Here is a 20,461-nt window from a genome sequence, read left to right on the forward strand (position 1 = left end):
AATAGCAGTAGCCATTGACTAATAGGACTCAACTTCAGGTTCATAAACAATCTAGTTGCATACTACTGGTTATGAATGGCGTCATTACAAATCAAACCGTGCAGGAGTCTAATTAATACTTGCAATATTCTGCCTTAAATTCAGATGATTCTTAGTATTTATCGCCCTATTAATCTTTTGTTTTTATTTTTAATTTTCGCTCAACATACTGCCCTAATTGATAAGCGATAAGTATAAGAATGAATCCTAAGCTTGGATAACTTTCTATCAGTTGGTACTTAACTAAAACAGTCAAAATAATGCCAGCAACAATAATAAATGCTGATCAGCCCGCCTCAGCTACTTATCTTTCTTTTTTCTTTTTCTAAATCGTTTGAATAAATAAGCAACAGGCACAATCATCAACCAAAACGGCCAGTTTTTAATAAGAAGCAAAAGGAAATCTATGAAGCCAAACCACCCTTTGGACAGCGATTGTTTAACTCTTTCAGAAAACTTATCCCTTTTTTCAGGGTTGTATTTAAAATCCTTCTGTTTTTCAATGTTTAACCTAAGTGTACTGTAGTCAACTAAATCGCTTAAATACTTGAGTCTTCCTGTAGTGCTTTCTATTTCTTCTTCTAATCGGCGAATCTTTTCCTCAATTTCAAGAATTTCCTTCACGGTTTTGGCCATCCCCAACAAGTCTCTGTACCTTTTTAAGTAGGCCCGCTTGGTTTGAAGCCTTGTTTCCAGGTCAATAAACTCATCTGTTACATCTCGTGCATCAATTTCCTTATATAATATTTCTCCTTTACCTGTTTCAATTGAATGAATAAAGCTCTCAAAATTTGATGACGGTATTCGAATGGTTAAACTGTAAGATGATTGCCAATCTGTATTATTCATGTTCTCATTAGAATAATAGGCCCCGTGTTTCTTAACCAGCGAATCAATGCGTGTTTTGGTTAACTCCAAATCATTCACCTTTAATCCGATTCTGCCATCTTTAATTATCTTCTTTTTAACAACTTCTTTGGTTGTCAATGGCACTTCAGGTGAAGATGGTGGAGATATTGCTTGCTGACGCGTTATTGGCATTATTTCCTCTTCCATGTCGAAATCTGCGAATGCCTCTGCCTCCATTGAACCATCCTTTTGAGTGCACGAAATAATTAAAAATGCCGTAAACAGGATTAAAAAAATCGATTTCATCATATTATATCATTTCTTAAGTTGTAGTTAGCAATCAGGGCCATCACTTTTCTTTCTGCCCGCCACTCACCGTTCTATTGACCGACTAACAAAGTACTCACTAAATTAACAAAAATAACAGGCCTGCTAACTTTACATTATAATAATTCATGGTGGTTCCAATTTTCGCCAACAATTACCTGGACAAAACTCACTGCAAAATGCAGAAGCACTTTCAGGCATTTGGAAACTATTGCTCACTGCCGCCACCTGCAGATTGTTAAATACAATGAATTAGCTAATACCACAACATCCACAGAAGCGATTACTGAAGCACCTCAAACGCAAGAATAAACATTAATCATGAATAGGTTCACATACCAAACCCCGCCTTATGCATGAGGCGGGGTTTCGCTGTAATGCGCCAAATGCTGTTATTTGGCATTCTTGAATTCTTCCACCCATTTTAGGGCCGCTGCCTTATCTTTTTCCATTACCAGCACATCAGCACCATCGAGCGTCTGGTGCGGGGCTATCATGCCAATAAGCTGGTTTTTCATGCTGGCTTCAATGCCATTGTCTTTTAACACCTGGCAAAGTATCTCCACCTCCATGGGCGTGCCGTTAAATACAGTCACTAATTTTGATTCGTTATTTACTGTCATGCTTATTCATTTTTAGTGTGTTTAAGATAAGGATTGTTAACCAGTATTTATGCATGAAACAGGAGTTATTTAAGAGCCTCGGGCGTGCAGATAGTTCAGTGGCTAGCCCATTGCGGGGAAGTAACGAAGGCAGTGGGCAATAAAAAAGCCACTCCTAACGAAGTGGCTCCTTATTTAGTGCATATTTCTTTTAGTTACCCTTGCTATTTTGCAGCTGCTTGGCCATTGCCGCCCCTATTAAACTCTCCAGAGGCGTGCCTCCTTTCGAGTCGCCACCCAGAATCATGGTTTCGGGGAATTTGATTTTGGCAATTTCGGCTGCCACTTTCACATCGCGATCCAGCTCCATGGCCAGTTTTACTTCGGGCGTAATACCGGCATTTACTTTCTTCGCAATTTCGTAGGCTTCGGCATCGGCTGTCACCTTCTTCTTCATCGCATTTAGCTTCTCTGTTTCCAGAGCGATAGCGGCCAGTTTCTTGTTGGTTTCTTCCTGCTTCAGCTTCGTTTCAATAGCAATAAGGGCTTTTACCTGTTCCTTTTCCTGGTTCACGCGTTCTTCAGCTTTGTCGCGCTCGCCCTGCGCTACAATGCGCTGCTGCTCTGCTTTGGCCGTTTCAATCATCTGTTGTTCTAACTGCCGCTTGGCCGATTCATCACGTTGTGCCTCGAGGCGCTGCTTAAAAGTGGCTTCCAAATCAATCTTATCCACAATTACCTGCGACACAATGATGTTATTCTCCGACAACTCATGGGGAATACGTTTAGGAATGCCATTCTCCAAAATTTTCTCCACCCGATAACTGGTTTGTATCTCTTTAATTGTTCGTTGTTTGGTAGTCATGTCAATCGCGTCATAAATGGTATCTTTCACCTCCAGTTTATTGACCGCATAAGTACCTTCTTTAAGCTGTTCTTCAAAGGTTTGTCTAAACGATTGTGCTTCCCCCGAAATATAGTTTTGCGCCGCAAACATGTATCCGGTATTGATTAACTGTTCACGCACTGTTGGAATAATCGTATTATTTACCAGGTTACTCATGGTCCGGTATTTAACAGCCAGCTTAATAAACGAAGGACTATCATCAGGCAATTGAAAACGCAGAGAAACATGGCCTTGGGCAGTTACCTGATCAATAAAACGAACAGGAACCGGATTCATTACCCCTTCCAATTCATCCAAATCCGATTCGGTTTGTTTACTTACCACTTTAACATCAATGTATTTTTGCCATTTATCGATTTTAGCAAAACCACGCCATTTAATTCCTTGCTCCATTACGGCACTCATATGGCCGGTAGGAGAAACCAACAGGTAATTAAACCCACGATCGGCAAAAAAGAACAGCGAGTTTACCAGCATCAGTGCTATACCTATAACAATAAGAATATTACCATGGATTTTCTTAATGCCTTTAAATAACTCAGGAAGTTTACTGGATTGCCTATCGAGTTTGGAGAAAATAATAGCTGCCACACCAGCTACAGCCACTAATAAGCCTAAGAAGGTTGTCATTTTAAGAAAAAATTAAGTTGATAAATTTTATATTTAGTTAATACGTTATAAACATATTATTTTGTGTTTTTTTCTACAAAAATTACCTTCTATTTTTTTACCAAAATCAAAATTATTTACACCAACAAGGCCTTATATCACAAAAAACCACCTTTACTGTCGCAAAGGTGGTTGACTTTAAGTTAGGTTGAATCGTTTCTTAGAGGCGTTTAATACCTTTAGCAGCTGCCTTGTCGGTAATTTCCTCTATGCTGATGGCATAACCACCACCAGGCGCACAATACTGTGAGAGTTTTGACTTGCTGCTTACCACATATTTTTCAATTTTGTAAGCCTTAGGATTGGTTTCCCAATGGGCATCTTTTGCATCGGCATAAATCGTTGCCAGGTACTTTTTACCGGGCTGCAAGAAGTCAAATCGTATTTTTGAAGTACGACCCTGCTCATCGTTCGTGCGTCCCACAAACCAGCGATTACTGCCTTTTTCTTTTCTGGCAAAAGTGATGTAGTCACCCGGTTCGGCCTCCAGTACACGCGTATCATCCCAGTCGATAGCCACATCCTTAATAAACTGGAAAGCATCTAAATGCTTGGCATAGGTTTCGGGCAAGTCGGCTGCCATTTGCAGCGGACTATACATGGTAACGTAGAGGGCTAACTGACGGGCGATAGTGGTACGTACTCTCGAGCCATTATCCGGATTGTATTGACTAACATCTGTTTCGAAAATACCGGGCGTGTAGTCCATGGGGCCGCCAATCAGGCGAGTAAATGGCAAAATGGTTGTGTGGTTAACATTATTCCCGCCAAAAGCTTCGTACTCGGTACCACGGGCACTCTCGTTTCCGATCAAGTTAGGATAGGTACGACACAGACCCGTTGGGCGCACGGCCTCGTGTGCATTGATCATCACCTCGTATTCGGCCGCTTTTTCCAGGGCATACTGGTAATGGTTCACCATCCACTGCCCATAATGGTATTCGCCACGAGGGATGATATCGCCTACATAGCCGCTCTTTACAGAGTTGTAATTATTATCGGCCATAAACTGGTAAGCTTTATCCATGTGACGCTCGTAATTACGCACCGAGCCCGATGTTTCGTGATGCATCATAATACGTACCCCTTTACTTTTGGCATAATCGCGCAACATCTCCACATCAAAATCAGGGTAAGGTGTTACAAAGTCAAACACGTAGTCCTTCGACTTGTCAAACCAGTCTTCCCATCCTTCATTCCAACCTTCCACTAAAACGGCATCAAATCCATGTTCTGCAGCAAAATCGATGTAACGCTTTACCTTATCGTTATTAGCCGAGTGTGTCCCATTTGGCGTAGTAGTAGAATAGTCTGTTTGGCCCAACTTAACACTTGGCAAGTCGGTGTACGACCAGCTGCCTTTACCGGTAATCATCTCCCACCAAACACCTATATATTTCACCGGTTGAATCCACGATACATCATTGTATGCACAAGGCTCATTAAGGTTTAGAGTTATGTTAGACATCAGTATATCGGCTGCATTATCGCTTACTATCACTGTACGCCACGGGCTGGTGCAGGGAGCCTGCAAATACCCTTTATCGCCAATGGCATCAGGTGTCAGATGGGATTCAAACACCATGTTTTTATCATCGAGCACCAGATGCATACACGAATAGTCAACTAGTGCAGCCTCGTGTAGGTTGATATACAACCCATCATTGCTCTTCATCATCAGAGCCGTTTGAACCCCTGCTTCGGCAAACGGTGTTTGAGAAGCATTGGGCGTAATGGCCTGCTTCATCAGTCCACGTATCTCACTCAATTTCGATTCGGTATAGTCGTACTCTTGCGTATCGTAGTCTCCTGGTATCCAAAACGCTTTATGGTCGCCAGCCATAGCAAACTGGGTACGCTCTTCTTTAATCACAAAGTAAGTCAGGTGCTCCTGCTCCGGAAATTCGTAACGAAAGCCTAATCCGTCGTCAAACAAACGAAAACGGATGAGTATTTTTCGCTGTGTTTCTGTCTGTGTTAAGGTGACAACCATTTCATTGTAATGGTTTCGAATGCTCTTCCACTCCCCCCAAACAGGCTCCCAGCTTTCATCAAAACTGCTATGTTCAACGGCCGTTACCTCAAAGCCACTCATCAAATCGGGAGCCTCTTTCAGCTCAAAGCCCAACCGACTGGGTTGAATAACGGGCTTATTTTTAAAGCTCAACTGGTAATAGGGCACTCCCTCCTTCACCTCCATGGTCATCGATAAGGCTTCGTTGGGTGACTTTAACTCCTCGGCAAACATCCCAAAGCCTAACACGATTAACAACTGAAAAACGATTAACTTTTTCATATATCTCTATTTTACATTAGCACTTTACACATTACTTAAAAACAACCTCATTAATAGGCATTTGTGCATGCCCAAAAATAATAGATTGCAACAGTATATTGGTGTTTTTCCAAATAACGCCCAGTGTGAAAATACAAACACCCATTGCCCAATGAATAAATTACCGGCTGACTAGCTGCACATTACGCAATGGGAGAACTCCGATAAACAAATCTGATAAAAATACAAGAAGCTGAATGTGCCCGAATAGCAAACGTTTGCAAAAACAATAGCAGCACCTTGCCCTATTTTATTCCGCAGTATTTCTATCTTTAAGGATTAAAAATCGACACAAATGAAGCAACTATCCATTCTATTGATTTTATTTTTAACCACACTGACCACCAGTGCTCAAACCATTAAAGCCATAACGCAACACGGAGAAACAGTGGTATTATTTGAAAATGGAACCTGGAAGTACGAGAAAGACCTGCCGGCAGACACCTCATCTTCTGATTATAAAGCTACCGTGGCTGTTCGTCCGGCTGTAACTGCTTCGGCGCTTACAGTTGACAAAACCCGCGAAGTAACTTCTGAAAAAACTGATTTATTTAATGCAGTAAGTAAAAGGCTGTCTCGCTTTTTTGGCGAAGAAAAAGGAAGAGTGCGTTGTGCCATATCGGCCAGCAATAACAAGGGAGAAGTTTCGGTTAACTTTGAATTTATGATGCCTGTTGGTGATGCCAACCGGTATTTTGGCTATACAGCAGCAGAGCGGCAGATTAGTTTAGTTCTGGCAGATGGCTCGGTGATAAAAAGTGTTTTTTCCCAGGGCATTGAGGAAAAATTCATTGAGAAATGGAACGTATCCTACTATAAGGCGAGCATTGTATTAACGAACGAGGAAGTAAATCAACTTCTAACGACTAACTCAGTACGTCTCACTGTTGACTGGAAAAAAACAGAAGAAGAATATATCATTGATGATATTGAAGCTTTTAAAAATATACTTTCAGAAGTGATTTAGCATGAAACGACTCGGGAAAACAGGCTTAGCCCTTGGCGGTGGCGGGGCAAAAGGCTTTGCTCATATCGGCGTTATTAAAGCACTGGAAGAATACAATATTGAGATACACACGGTAGCCGGCACCAGCATGGGCGCGATAATTGGCGTGCTATCGTGTGCCGGATTCAGCGGTATTGAAATTCACAATATGCTTAAAAAGGAAAAGGTATGGAGCTGGTTCAATATCGATCTGTTAAAAGGAGGCCTGGTGTCCTTAAAAGGAATTAAAGAACGGTTAAAAGCCTACATCGGGCACGAAGAATTTTCAAAACTAAAAAAGCCATTTTGCATTACGGCCAGCAATTTAAACACCGGAAAGGTAAAGGTGGTTAGTGACGATTCCAGACTATTTGACTGGGTGATTGCCAGCTGCAGTGTTCCGGTCGCATTTACACCTACGGTGATTGACAGCCATACCTATGTAGACGGCGGACTGTTTATGAACCTGCCGGCAGAGCCTCTTATGTTTGAGTGCGATACTGTAATTGGCTCCAGCGTTTTAGCCGACCAAAAGATTGAACAATTTAAATCAACAAGGGATATTGCGGAGCGAGTTTTCAGACTGTCTATCATTCAAAACCAACGGTTAAGTAAACTGCATTGTGATTTTTATATTGAGATAAAAAAATTGAATGAGTACTCGATGTGGGACTTCAGCAAGTTTGAAGAAATTGTTGAGTTAGGTTACACAGCCACCAAAAAGCACATCGAAAACAAATTATTACCCGCAATTAAATAAAATAACTCAAATACAACGACACCATGAATTCACATGAAATAGATTACGAAATTAAGGGGCATGATGTTCAGTTTGTTGAAGTTGAACTGGACCCTCATGAGACCGTTATTGCCGAAGCCGGTGCCATGCTCTATATGGAAGACGGGATTCAGTTTGAAACAAAAATGGGCGATGGCTCTAACCCTTCTCAGGGCTTCTTAGGTAAACTGGCGGCCGGAGCATCCCGCATTATTACCGGCGAATCCCTATTTATCACGCATTTCACCCATCGGGGGCTCGGAAAAAAAAGAGTGGCCTTTTCGGCACCTTACCCAGGCACCATTGTTCCTCTGGATTTGAGCCAATTGGGTAGACGAGTGATTGTACAGAAAGATGCCTTTTTATGCGCCGCACTGGGCACCAAGCTCTCCATGCATTTTAATAAGCGCCTGGGAGCCGGTTTCTTTGGTGGTGAAGGGTTTATTCTGCAACGCCTCGAAGGGGATGGCAAAGCATTTATTCATGCAGGTGGCACCCTGGTTGAAAAAGAACTAAGGGGCGAATCGTTGCGGGTCGATACAGGATGCGTAGTGGGCTTTACCGAAGGCATCGACTTTAGCATAGAACGTGCTGGCGGATTAAAATCAATGGTTTTTGGTGGTGAAGGCCTGTTTCTATCCACCCTGCGTGGAACCGGTAAAGTATGGCTGCAATCCATGCCAATCAGCAAACTGATCAGTGCCATTTCCCCCATGGGTAAAAACACCGGGAAGGAAAGCGGAGGTTTATTGAATGATCTTTTTGAGTAATTGCTGCAAAGGCTTAAAAGAAGTGGTTCTTCGCGAATAATTTTAATTCTCGGAAAGGACACACAGCTAAAAAACATGCCAAGGACGCAACGGTGAATCTATTCTTCAGCCCCTTGCGTCCTTGTTGTAAGATTAGTGATATCAAACTATCCATCAATGCTTTAACCGATCCATTCTTAAGTTATGGCTTGTTAAAATAGGTAGCCACAAACTGAAAAGCCGCATTGGTATAGATGGTATTTTCGTTAGACGAATAGCTCTCTTCATTATCCAGATAAATACGTGCCGGCGGGGTATTAGCATCAAAAACTGCCTGCAACGCTTCATCGTTTCTATACTTATTGGGGCCACCAGTCATGATGCCGGGTATGGGCTCTGCGTTAAAATCCGACACCGTTGGCGCATGGTGTAAATGCAAAATACGGTTGGTGCCTACGCCGGTTACGTAACACTTTTTGTTGGGGTTAAGTCCGAGAATATAATCCAGGTGGCGGGCAGCAAGCTCTCTACTCTGTCTGTCGCCCAACAGGTAATCGCCCATAACCAAATTCATTGCCTTATACATCACGGTTCCATTGGAGCCCCACGTATAATCATCAGCCCTCATGGCGATACCAAAACCATCAGCCGCCGCTACCTGCTTATGCCTGTCGCAATAATTGGCCAGGCCCTCGCGTAAATCAGCCTGCAGTCCGTCCAATTCCTCCTTATCAGCCAGCAAAAGGGAGTAGAAACCAAAAGTGGCTGGATTGTTCCAGTTCACCTCCATAAACTCACTCTTAAAAATGCGATTTAACTCATTAAAATCGTGCAGATATTTCTTTTTCCCTGTAGTCAGGTACATTTCGGCCGCCGCCCAAATGCGCTCCTCCTTGTCATAATCGTCCGAATACCCTCCTGCCTTAGTATCTGGCGGATTCTTAAAGCCCCCTTCCGGAAAAATATCAGGGTGCTGGTCCAGGTATTTATAAGACAGGGTAGCCGCACGCAAGCACCGATCCGACAATTCCGCATCAATTGCTTTGTACATTCTCGCCGATTTAGCCATGATAGCCGCAAAGTCAGCTGTAGCCGTGGAGGATACTTCATAAATAAACTGAGGCACTTCTCCTGCCGATGGCATAATGAACTGAACGTAGTTTTTGGTATGTAATTTTTCATGAACGGCTCCATCATGCCGTTGCATTTTAAACAGCCATTCCAATTCATAGCGCACCTCGTCGAACAGATCAGGAATGCCGTTTCCGCTCTCCGGAATATTCCGGGCATCCGATTGCCATTTAGATGGATTCAGCTCATAGCTGGCATAAAGGATGGCAATGGTCATACTACCAGGCGCTACGTACTTTCCATAGTCGCCGGCATCGTGCCAGCCTCCGGTCATGTCCTTTTCGCCTGTAAGTTGGCAGTTAGGATGGTAATAAGACGGTGCCAGGTGACAGACTTGGCGGGCAAACGGTCCGGCATGCTGTTCTTCTATCTTCAGGCCGCAGCGTTGCAGGAATAAGGCTTTGTCTGCCATTTGCAACACATCGGAATACGCGGCATCGCCAATGGAGAAAGTATAAGATGTAATGCCTGAATTCAGTGAGGATTGAATACGGATGAGGTACCTCCCTGAGGTTTGCACCTCACTAAAATCGCCCTCATAAAGCGTCATGCCGCTACATTCATCCAGCTGCTTACGTAACTGAAATTCTCCTTCGAACACCACCCTGCCCTCATTCACATTAATAAGTTCAAAGCGCTCTGCCGGATAATCCACCAATACCCGTTTAGGAGCAGTACTTGCATAGCCCACCTGATTGACATAGATATTTTGCTGTGCCATCATGGGTATGTGCAACAAAAGCAGCAACAGTCCCCAAACACTTGCGTTTAATTTTCTCATAGTAATAATTTTAAGGTTTACGCTTCTAAATTAGATAATTCGTGATTGATTCAAAGATTAGGAAACCATTTTTCGCTTGCCTCATGACTTGGCAACACAAAGTGCAAGCGTTATTTTCAGAGGAACCATTTACATTTTCGCATGGCGAATGGAAACAGATAACAGATATCAATCAAAGATGACCCGGCTATGTGTCCAATAAAAGGTACAACATTATTCTTATCCTGTTTTCGTAAGGAGACAACAGGCTTGAAAAAGCAGTCATCCAACCAAGCTATAAAAGCCGGTTAAGAGGCTCGTCAGAAAAAATCAATCGCAAGTTTTTTACACTCCTATATTTAACTAAATAAATAGCTCTCCAAAATAAACGCCAGTCAGCGCCATCCCAACAATCACCCCATATCTAGAGAGATGCGATTCAGTAAAAAGGTAAAATAATTGATGCCCCTACTTAAATAATAATTTAATAAATATTTTATATTAACTACAATTAACTATCTTCATATATTCTAATTACTAAAACTAAACTAATGAAACTATTATCATGCCTGACCCTAGCAGGCTTTTTGGCACTGTTTTCGTGCCAGCAACCAACCTATCAAACCCAAACACATACCGATTCTAATGGCTACCAATACGAATCGGTGACGAATGACCCCTACAATGCCCGCATTTACACCCTTGAAAACGGCTTAAAAGTGTATCTGACACGTAACCTGGATGAGCCACGAGTGGCCGCTCTTATCGGAGTAAAAGCCGGCTCTACGTTTGAAGACCCTAATGCAACAGGATTGGCTCATTACATGGAGCACATGATGTTTAAAGGCACCAATAAGGTAGGCACTACTGATTGGGAAAAAGAAAGTGCCCTATTGGAACAGATCTCAGAGCTGTTTGAGCAACACCGTTCAAACGATGATGTTGATGCAAAAAAAGCAATTTATGCTCAAATTGACAGCCTGTCGCAGCTGGCAGCTACCTATGTGGCTACCAACGAATTTGATAAATTAAATACTGCCATGGGAGCCTCTCGTGTTAATGCCGGTACCTCTTATGAATCGACCGTGTACATGTGCGAAGTTCCAAAAAACGAACTGGAACGCTGGGCCAGTTTAGAACACGAGCGCTTCACCAGCCTTGTACTACGATTATTCCACACCGAGTTAGAAACGGTTTATGAGGAGTTTAATATGTACCAGGACATGGATGGTCGTCGAGCTTTCCAAACTATGATGGAGGGGCTATTTACCAATCATCCGTATAAACGCAGTGTCATTGGTTATCCAGAACACCTAAAAAATCCTTCCATGGAAGAGATCTACAAGTTCAAGGATAAGTTTTACATCCCTAATAACATGGCCATTGCTTTGGCAGGAGATTTGGAATTTGAGCCAACCATTCAGCTGATTGACAAGCATTTTGGCCAGATGAAAAAGAAGGAATTTACCGAACCACAACTGCCGAAAGAAGAACCTATTACGGCACCTGTTGTGAAAGAAGTGATTGGCCCTGATGCCGAAAGCATGGAGATGGCTTTCCGCTTTAACGGGATAGGCAGCGACGATGAGTTAATGGTTGATCTAATCAGCTCCATCCTGTCGAACGGACAAGCCGGTTTAATTGACCTTGACCTGGTACAAAAACAAAAAGTACTGAGTGCCTCCTCAGGCGCCTGGTTTATGCGCGACTATGGCATCCATATTTTCAGCGGTAAGCCTCGCGAAGGACAAACACTGGAGGAAGTACGCGACTTATTACTGGCGCAATTGGAGAAAGTTAAAAACGGTGAGTTTGAGGACTGGATCATCGAAGCCATCGTTAACAAAGCACGCCTTGACTTTATGAACGCACTCGAGTATCCTTTCTACTCGGCTTATTCGCTCATGAATGAGTTTACATCCGGACAATCCCATGCAGATGTACTAGCCAGTTTGGATAAAATGAAACAGATTACCAAAGAAGAGGTAATGACTTTTGCACAAGAGAAGTACGCCGACAACTATGTGGTTGTATATAAACGTACCGGTGATAACAGTGCTTTGGTAAAAGTAGAAAAACCAGAAATAACAGCCATCCCGGTTAACAGAGAGCTGCAATCAGACTATGCCCAATCATTTTTAGCCACAGAGGTAGGTGATATAGAGCCGGTGTTTGTGGATTTTAATACCAAACTGCACAAAGAAGAACTTAAACCTGGGCTGGACTTTTTCCATTCTAAAAATGAGACCAACGGCTTGTTCCGATTAAACTATGTTATTGATTTAGGCAAGAATAACAACTTAAGATTCCCACTCGCCGTAGATTATTTACCGCTTATAGGCACCGATAAATACTCACCCGAGGAGCTGCGTAAAGAGCTGTTCCGCTACGGCTTGAATCTTTCGGTAAATGCCGGTGACGACCGCTGCTATGTAAGCATTGCGGGCCTCGACGAGCAGCTGGAAAAAGGCATCGAGCTATTGGAGCACCTTATCCACAACGCAAAAGCTGAACAGGAATCTTACGATGAGTTTGTTAAAGGCATTATTAAGAAACGCACCGATGCCAAGAAAAGTCAAGGCAGCATATTCGGAGCAATGGTGGACTTTGGTATTTACGGTGAGCAATCTCCAGGCAAGAACCTGCTGACTGCTGAGGAACTAAAAGCGATTGATCCGGCAGAATTAACTCGTCAGTTGAATGAAATGACCTACTATGAACATAAAGTCTATTACTATGGTCCTTCTTCATCTGAAACAGTTACAGCACTACTAGCTGAGCACCACAAAACGCCTGAACAGCTGGCTACGATTCCTGTAGCAGTGGATTATACAATGCGTGAAAACGAAAGTTCGCAGGTATATGTAGTTGATTACGATATTAATCAGGCCAACATATTACTTTTAGTAAAAGACACTTCTTTTGACCCTGAATTGCTGCCTTATGCTGAGGTATTTAACAACTATTTTGGATCTGGCTTATCATCCGTTGTTTTCCAGGAAATTAGGGAATCAAAGGCATTGGCCTATTCTGCCGGCGCTGGTTATGTAACAGCCCGTAAAAAAGACAAGGAGAATTTCATTTATGGCCGACTAGGCACACAAGCTGATAAACTAGGCATTGCTACATCGACATTGACCGAGTTGATGAACGAAATGCCACGTGCCGAAAGGCAATTCAATCAGGCTTGCGAAGGCATTGTTAAACAAATAAATACCGAGCGGATTACCAACAAAGACCTATTTTGGGAGTATTTAACAAATGCTGACCGGGGAATTGATTACGATATCCGTGAGGATGTTTATGACAAAGCACGCACCATTTCATTGGATGAGTTTGAAACCTTCTTTAATGAACACATCAAAGGTAAAAACTACACCTATATGGTTCTTGGTCGCAAATCTGACCTGGACAAAAAAGCATTATCGCAATTAGGTAAAGTCAATGAGCTGGCTTTAGAAGATATTTTTGGTTACTAGGCGAACTGCCATACATGAGAAATCCCGGCTAAAAGCCGGGATTTTTTATTTAAGATTTATTTATCACATCTTCACGTATTTGCTGAACCACCAGTCCGGCCAAAGTCATACCAAAAATGCCCGTTATATGAGCCAAACTGCCATTAATAGCGGCTTTTAGGCTACACCACTCATGGTTAACCAAGTCTGGATCGCCGGGACCACTTTCGGCTTTGGGACACAAACATTTTTCTGTTCCACAAGTGGCATCCGCACCCGCATTTTCAAGCAACTCATCACTGTAAACGCATAAAAAATCGCGCGAAGGCTCTCCTACCTTTCTTACCATCTTTCTAATTTTTCGCGCCAGCGGACATCCCTTGACATTCCAGAATGAATCCACACGAACTTTGGTTGGATCGACCTTCAATGCGGCTCCCATCGAAGAAACAAAAAGTGCCTTTGTTTCCGTCGCACGGCGAATTAAATGTACCTTGCTTCCTAAGCTGTCAATGGCATCAATAATAACATCATACTCATCCAGATTGAACTCCTCGGATGTTTCTTTACTGTATATTTTTTGAAGAGCAGTAATCTCAGCCTTAGGATTTATTTCGAGCAAACGCTCTTTGAGCGCTTCGGTTTTTACCTGTCCAACCGTTTTGGATGTTGCCATTAGTTGCCTATTGACATTGGTAACACATACCCGATCGCTATCCACAATCGTCAACTTGGTAATACCGGTTCTTATCAAACTTTCGGCACACCAGCTGCCTACTCCACCAATACCAAATAAAATAGCTTTTTTACTGGCTAACGCCTGCATCACCTCCTTGCCCATTAACAGCTCCGAGCGATGAAAAATTCCTTTCCCCATATCGTACTCAAATCATTGGGCGGCAAAAATAATAAATTTCTTCATTTTCCTGCAGCGATTCAAAGAACATTAACTCACAAGTAGTCAAGGAGTAAACACTGGCTTAGATATTTATTTCCCGATCACGAAAGCCTAATAAGTAAAGAATGGCATCCAGACCAATGGTGGAGATATGATGTTTGGCCGAAGCACGAACTTTAGGCTTGGCATGAAAAGCAATGCCTAAACCGGCCAGTTTCAGCATGGGCAAATCATTGGAACCATCACCAACAGCAATGACCTGTTCCAAATGAATATCCTCTTTAAAGGCCAACAATTTTAGTAACTCGGCTTTTTTCTCACCATTTACAATTTCGCCAAGATGTCGGCCCGTTAACTGGCCATTTTCAATTTCGAGTTCATTGGCAAATACATAGTCTATATCCAGTTTTCGCTTCAGGTAATTACCAAAATAGGTAAATCCACCGGAGAGAATAGCCGTTTTATAACCGTACTTTTTAAGGGTTTTAAACAGGCGCTCCGCCCCTTCTGTAATGGGTAAATTTTTAGCAATGTCCTTCATTACACTTTCATCCAACCCCTTTAGTAAAGCCACACGCTGTCTAAAACTTTGGTCAAAATCAATTTCCCCGCGCATAGCCGCTTCGGTGATGGCTTTTACTTTATCGCCAATACCGGCACGAACAGCCAGCTCATCAATTACCTCCGTTTGTATCAGGGTCGAATCCATGTCAAAACATACCAGCCGGCGGTTGCGTCTGAAAATATTATCGGCCTGAAACGCAATATCAATTTCCGCTTTTTTTGAAATATCAATGAACTCCTGCTTCATACCAGCAGCGTTTTTGGGGGTGCCACGCACCGAGAACTCAACAACAGACTTATCATTCCCCTCATGATCATCGAGCAATACACGGCCGCTAAGACGCGAAATATAGTCGATATTCAGGCCCTGATTAGAAATGATGCCTGTTACTTGTGATAACTGTTCGGCACTTAACTTACGCGACAGTAGGGTGATGATATAACGCTCCTTACCTTGATGGCCAACCCACTCCTTATATTTAGCTTCGGTAATGGGGGTAAATTTCAGATTCAGTCCCAGCTCATAGGATTTGAACAACAATTCTTTTAATACCGGGGCCGACTCAGCCGACTCTGGGACCTCAAAGAGTATACCCAAGCCCAGATCCTCATGAATCACAGCCTGACCAATATCCAAAATATTCACTCCATAATGCGATAGAATTCCCGTTAGCGTGGCCGTCAAACCGGGTTTATCCTCACCCGAAATATTCAGCAATATAATTTCTTTGCCCTTACTCATGAGTATTAAATTGTAGTTAATTGTGGTACAAAAATAATAATTCATCACATATTAACACTCAATAATTGCTATTTTTAAATTCCCCTCAAAAAACAGACAGTAAGTATGAGGATCAATCTTTGCAAGTACCACAAATTACTATTATTTTAACAGCAATAACCTAACATTTTTATTATGAAAATAATAGCAGCATACACCCTAGCAATGCTTATAAGTTTACCAACTCTTGCAAAAAAGAACCAGGATACTATTTACACCCACTACCTCTCTAGAGTTAAACAAGATATTCGAACGGCTGAGCAACTGCTGACTGACAGTATTGTCCAAAATCATCAGTATTTTTTTATCAATGAAAGCCATGGTTATAAAGACAACTATGTGGTTGCTCTAAAACTTCTGAAAGAATTAAAAAACAAAACTGACTTCACCTACATTATGGCAGAGGCCGACATCGTTGAAGCACGACTCCTGAACGAATTTATGGAAACCGGTGATACGCTTTTACTCCAACGCTATTTGAACGATTGCAAAGAAACATTTTCCTGGTGTCAGGAACGCTATCAGTATTACCTGGATCTGTATTCACTGAATCAAACCTATACCAAGAAACTCCGATTTTTTGGCGTGGACGTGGCACAATCGGCTGTGGACAACCTTAAGCTAATAACCAGCATCCGTAGTAAGTATCAGTTACCCATAGATTTCCCTCCTTTGCCTGAACATAAACATTATCTGAGTGCAGAGGGCACGGATTACGCCCGTGAAATTCTTTCTTCCACAAACACAAGTAATTTTTCGGAAGAGGATCGTTTTTTGCACGATTACTGTCTGCAGAACATGATTAACCTAATTACTTGCATTGGTGCTAAAAATTGGGACCAGACACGCGATAGCCTGATGTTTGAAAATTACGGCAAGCTGATGGCCCAATATCATTTGGAACATGAGAAAATGTTTGGGGTGTTTGGTCGCAACCATGGATACCGAGTTAAAGAGGCCTTCGTTGATTGGTATGCGTCCAGGTTATCTAACGCTGATAAAGCAATATATAGTATTGCTTTGTTTTATGTTAACGGAAAACGGATGGTGCCGGAGCAATTTATTCCGGGTGTGTTCAAAGTATTCCGGTCAAAAAAGAAATTATACCATTCCTTAAGAATTACCAATGACAGTCACTTTTTTCAGGCCAAAGATGGGATTAGTGATTTCATGGAAGCTAGTGACGCCCATTCGCTTACCTATTACAATTTGAATCAGCCTGATTCCCCGTTCAGGCAATCAGACAAGTTAGTATTCGTAGCGGAGGACTCCGGGTATGTTACAACAGATTGTTTTCAGGCAGCTGTTCTGGTGCGCAATTCTGAGGCCACCCAACCCTTTGGTGAAAATCGAAAGTAGCGCTGAAAAAGAAGCCCCGAGCACTCTTTTCCTTCTAAAGGACATTAAGCAAAAAAAACGCCAAGGCGCAAAGAGCTCAAAACATAAACCTTTGAGCTTTTTGCGCACCTGACGTAAACCTAGGCGCTTGTTACATGAAACTTAATTCATAAAAAAACGCTTACAAGTACTATAATAATACAAAATCAAACTAGTTACTCTCAATCACATGCCCTTTACCGCGATAAAGGTCAATCTCACCATCGAGGAGCACAGCAATAACCGTCATCTTATTATCTAACACCTTTTCTGGCAGATCGATATAAGCAATACCCGGAACCGCACTCCAATACTGCTTACCGATAATCTTGTGGCTTAATTTTGTACCATTTCCAACGACCCAAATACGGTTAATTTTATTTTTTAAGCCTCGAACGACAAGTGGTCCGTTATTCTTACCATCTACCATCAGGTATAAAATATTCTTATCTTTTGATAATGCCGTCGGACCATTATAGTGTCCGGCAGGAATAGGTGATGTCATATCCGCCAGGGCCACCTTGTGCTTTTCAGCCCAATCGGCATCCTTTTTAACCGAAGCCAGCTCAAACTCGTTCAGTTCTTTTGAAGGCTCTGTCAGCTTGATAGTTTTTTTCAAATCAACAGCAATCACTGTTACAGTCGGGTCACAAAGCTCACTATCCATTTCAATAGATAGCAGGTTATTATCGAAAGTATGCGCCAATGACTTATCTGTCCCTACTACGCGCACATTTTTAACCTCACCATCCAAACCATTTACCAACACTGGCTGGTTAGGCTGTCTGTCGAGGTACAGGAATAATGTTTTGCGATCTTTTGATAAGGCAGTTGGTCCGTTGTAGTGCTTACCATCAATACCGGCCACTGTACCATAAATGGCCTCATCGTGTTTAGAGGTCCAGCGTCCAAATTCCTTAAGGATATTCACCTGCGGCTCTGGAATAGTTCCATCGGCATGAGGACCAACATCGAGCAGTAAGTTACCTCCCATGCTGATGCAATCCACAAAAATACGAATTAACTGATATGGTGTTTTATAGTTATGATCGTTGTGCTGATAGCCCCAAGAATCGTTCATTGTCATACACAACTCCCAATAAGGATTGTTTGGCTTGTTGATTGGCACCCCTTGCTCAGGTGTGTCATAATCGCCGTAGCCTTGCAGTCGACTGTTGAGAATGATGTTTTTATTGTATTTCAGCATTAGCTCACGCAGCTGCTTTGATTTCCACTCCTCAGCAGTATGCTCCCAATCACCATCAAACCAGTATAAGTCAGGATTAAAACGAGAAGACAGTTCATTCATTTGAGCAAAATAGAAGTCGGTGAAACGGTTCCAACGCTGCTCATCGTTCTCGTAACGATTTTCATTACGCAAATGAGCCGGGTAGTCTGGGTATGACCAGTCAATCAGCGAATAGTACAATCCCACTTTCAGGTTTTCCTCTCTCAAGGCGTCGACGAAAGGAGCCACAATATCACGGCCGGCAGGTGTGTCATCCACGGTATTGTAATGGTCTGTTTCTGAATCCCACAGTGCCACACCATCGTGATGTTTAGTGGTTAGAACAGCATATTTAGCCCCGCTCTCCTTAAAAAGTTTTGCCCATTGGTCTGGCTGATAGTTAGCAGCAGTAAAACCATTCAACTGCTTCATGTAATCTTTGTAATTGATATAGCCGTTAAAAAACGACCAGGATTCATCAATTCCGTTAACGGCATAGATTCCATAATGGACAAAAATGCCCAACTTAGCATCTTTAAACCACTCCATTCGCTTTGCTTTCGCTTTATCGCTTTCGTTGCCTGAGCTCTGCGCACTAATACCTGTGGCCAGCAGAAGAGATAAAACAACTAATAAGTACTTTTTCATATGATTATAATTTATTTTAATGGCTATATGAAACTCCTAAAAATATTAACTCATCCTACTCTGTGTCAAATGAACTAATGAATTTTATAAGGTCGTTTCATTTGTTCAGCTTTATTTTTCAATGATGTCCAGAAATTTACAGCCAACCAATAAATGTTATCAGTCAGAGTTAAAAGAGCTGATTATCATTTATTTGTTTTCCAGGTACGTCTTTCATTATTAATATGCCACTGACTTTTGCTATCTGAATGTGAAGCAATCGCTTCAAAAAGGGAACTTGTGGACTCCAGCCGCTGTATGTATTTATAATTACCAGCCACCACATTATTTAGCTGTTCCAAACTATTGGCATACACACCAGTTTTACTTTTATACCTTCTTTGAGCATAGTAAAGGGTGTACAATTCCCACTTCACCAGCTCATCCTGATGGAAGATAAACTCATCAGTGCCTTCTCCAACCAAGGCATCTGAAAATTGTATGAATCCCCAGGTTTCTGGCCGATGCATATCGATGACTCCCTGCGGGGACCATACCCAATTATTTTCCGGGAACGATTTTCCGGTTTCGGGGTTTAGTTTCTTCTTGTACTGCCCATCCACTACTTGGTGCTGCCACTGAACACGGCTAAAGTTAATGCGCCACTGATTTCCGCCCTTAGCCTCTACTCCACCGCAGTACTCATGCAGTGCTTTAAGCGGGAAAGCGATTTCTACAAACCATCCTTCATCCTCATCGTTAGGCTGGTTGATAGTGCCTTTTAGACTTACCGCTGATTGCAAACCATTTATGTCCCAGTTGTTAATTGGAGGGCCTCCATCGGTATACGGTTTTGCCAAAAGTAAATCCCACACAGTATTAAAAGCATTCATCTCAAACTCGTAGTAGCCGTGCGTATCACCATCCGGATCGATAAAAACCTCAAAATCATTATCGTAGTAAATCACCGCATCACGTTGGGTAATAGTCGCCCACAAATGCGGTTCCTCGAGAAATGCACCCACGTACAAGTACTCATCATCCCATAGCATTTTTGCACGGGTTGGGTAGCTTGGCTGTGGTTTTTTATCGCCTTCAATATCAACGAATAAATCGGTCCACTCAGCTTTTTGCCACGCTTCCTCATCTAGCTCTCCATCAACATTGATGGGCTGAGCTGCGCGATAGCAGATGTACTGTTTAGGAGCGAAAGCCGGCAAGTCCAACTGGCCTGCTTCTCCAGTTTCCTTTGAATTACAGGCAGCTAATAGTACCAGTAGTAAAATAGGAATTATTTTTTTCATGCTCTACATTTATTCTCCTTTTGCAATTATCGACCTTCAACATCGGGAGAAATCCAACCTTCATATTTAAGTATTTCAATTATTACCCCAATA

General features: G+C 42.3%; 14 protein-coding genes. 5 read left to right on the top strand and 9 right to left on the bottom strand.

Annotation, left to right across the window (positions count from 1 at the left end; all coding sequences use genetic code 11):
• Positions 1-339: 339 nt before the first annotated feature.
• The 4 genes from ACSX1H_RS13455 to ACSX1H_RS13470 all read right to left on the bottom strand — a co-directional run bounded on the left by ACSX1H_RS13455 (position 340) and on the right by ACSX1H_RS13470 (position 5,689).
• Complete coding sequence (locus ACSX1H_RS13455) at positions 340-1,197, bottom strand: DUF4349 domain-containing protein (RefSeq protein ID WP_439184656.1); 858 nt, start codon at positions 1,195-1,197, stop codon at positions 340-342.
• A 410-nt stretch (positions 1,198-1,607) separates the two neighbouring features.
• Positions 1,608-1,838, bottom strand: a complete 231-nt coding sequence (locus ACSX1H_RS13460) for a putative signal transducing protein (RefSeq protein ID WP_439184657.1) — start codon at positions 1,836-1,838, stop codon at positions 1,608-1,610.
• Positions 1,839-2,028: 190 nt separating this feature from the next.
• Positions 2,029-3,354: an SPFH domain-containing protein gene (locus ACSX1H_RS13465; RefSeq protein ID WP_439184658.1), complete on the bottom strand. Its 1,326-nt coding sequence runs from the start codon at positions 3,352-3,354 to the stop codon at positions 2,029-2,031.
• A gap of 199 nt (positions 3,355-3,553) precedes the next feature.
• Positions 3,554-5,689 (bottom strand): glycoside hydrolase family 97 protein, encoded by a 2,136-nt coding sequence (locus ACSX1H_RS13470; protein ID WP_439184659.1) that lies wholly within the window; start codon positions 5,687-5,689, stop codon positions 3,554-3,556.
• Between the two features lie 334 nt (positions 5,690-6,023).
• Here ACSX1H_RS13470 and ACSX1H_RS13475 point away from each other — a divergent pair, with 334 nt between their 5' ends.
• The 3 genes from ACSX1H_RS13475 to ACSX1H_RS13485 are packed head-to-tail and all read left to right on the top strand — an operon-like array spanning position 6,024 to position 8,261.
• Positions 6,024-6,695, top strand: a complete 672-nt coding sequence (locus ACSX1H_RS13475) for a hypothetical protein (protein WP_439184660.1) — start codon at positions 6,024-6,026, stop codon at positions 6,693-6,695.
• Position 6,696: 1 nt separating this feature from the next.
• Positions 6,697-7,473, top strand: a complete 777-nt coding sequence (locus ACSX1H_RS13480) for a patatin-like phospholipase family protein (protein WP_439184662.1) — start codon at positions 6,697-6,699, stop codon at positions 7,471-7,473.
• A gap of 23 nt (positions 7,474-7,496) precedes the next feature.
• Complete coding sequence (locus tag ACSX1H_RS13485; RefSeq protein ID WP_439184664.1) at positions 7,497-8,261, top strand: TIGR00266 family protein; 765 nt, start codon at positions 7,497-7,499, stop codon at positions 8,259-8,261.
• Between the two features lie 181 nt (positions 8,262-8,442).
• Here ACSX1H_RS13485 and ACSX1H_RS13490 read toward each other — a convergent pair whose 3' ends face one another.
• Complete coding sequence (locus tag ACSX1H_RS13490) at positions 8,443-10,152, bottom strand: glycoside hydrolase family 9 protein (protein ID WP_439184666.1); 1,710 nt, start codon at positions 10,150-10,152, stop codon at positions 8,443-8,445.
• Positions 10,153-10,682: 530 nt separating this feature from the next.
• Here ACSX1H_RS13490 and ACSX1H_RS13495 point away from each other — a divergent pair.
• The gene (locus ACSX1H_RS13495) at positions 10,683-13,610 is read left to right on the top strand and encodes a M16 family metallopeptidase (protein ID WP_439184668.1); all 2,928 of its coding nucleotides are present in this window, start codon (positions 10,683-10,685) and stop codon (positions 13,608-13,610) included.
• A 49-nt stretch (positions 13,611-13,659) separates the two neighbouring features.
• Here the strand turns inward: ACSX1H_RS13495 and ACSX1H_RS13500 are convergent, their stop codons facing one another.
• Both ACSX1H_RS13500 and serB read right to left on the bottom strand, forming a co-directional pair.
• The gene (locus ACSX1H_RS13500) at positions 13,660-14,466 is read right to left on the bottom strand and encodes a tRNA threonylcarbamoyladenosine dehydratase (RefSeq protein WP_439184670.1); all 807 of its coding nucleotides are present in this window, start codon (positions 14,464-14,466) and stop codon (positions 13,660-13,662) included.
• A gap of 103 nt (positions 14,467-14,569) precedes the next feature.
• Positions 14,570-15,793, bottom strand: a complete 1,224-nt coding sequence (gene serB, locus ACSX1H_RS13505) for a phosphoserine phosphatase SerB (protein ID WP_439184672.1) — start codon at positions 15,791-15,793, stop codon at positions 14,570-14,572.
• A gap of 174 nt (positions 15,794-15,967) precedes the next feature.
• On the opposite strand from serB, the gene ACSX1H_RS13510 reads away from it, so the two are divergent.
• Positions 15,968-17,191: a hypothetical protein gene (locus ACSX1H_RS13510; protein ID WP_439184673.1), complete on the top strand. Its 1,224-nt coding sequence runs from the start codon at positions 15,968-15,970 to the stop codon at positions 17,189-17,191.
• Between the two features lie 190 nt (positions 17,192-17,381).
• Here ACSX1H_RS13510 and ACSX1H_RS13515 read toward each other — a convergent pair whose 3' ends face one another.
• Positions 17,382-19,085 carry an alpha-L-fucosidase gene (locus ACSX1H_RS13515; protein WP_439184674.1) on the bottom strand — a complete coding sequence of 568 codons (1,704 nt, stop codon included), beginning with the start codon at positions 19,083-19,085 and terminating at the stop codon, positions 17,382-17,384.
• Between the two features lie 185 nt (positions 19,086-19,270).
• Positions 19,271-20,368, bottom strand: coding sequence for a carbohydrate-binding family 9-like protein (locus ACSX1H_RS13520; RefSeq protein WP_439184675.1), 1,098 nt, complete (start codon positions 20,366-20,368; stop codon positions 19,271-19,273).
• Positions 20,369-20,461 lie beyond the last annotated feature (93 nt).

The sequence above is a fragment of the Carboxylicivirga taeanensis genome, from assembly GCF_051851475.1.
GTDB lineage: Bacteria > Bacteroidota > Bacteroidia > Bacteroidales > Marinilabiliaceae > Carboxylicivirga > Carboxylicivirga taeanensis.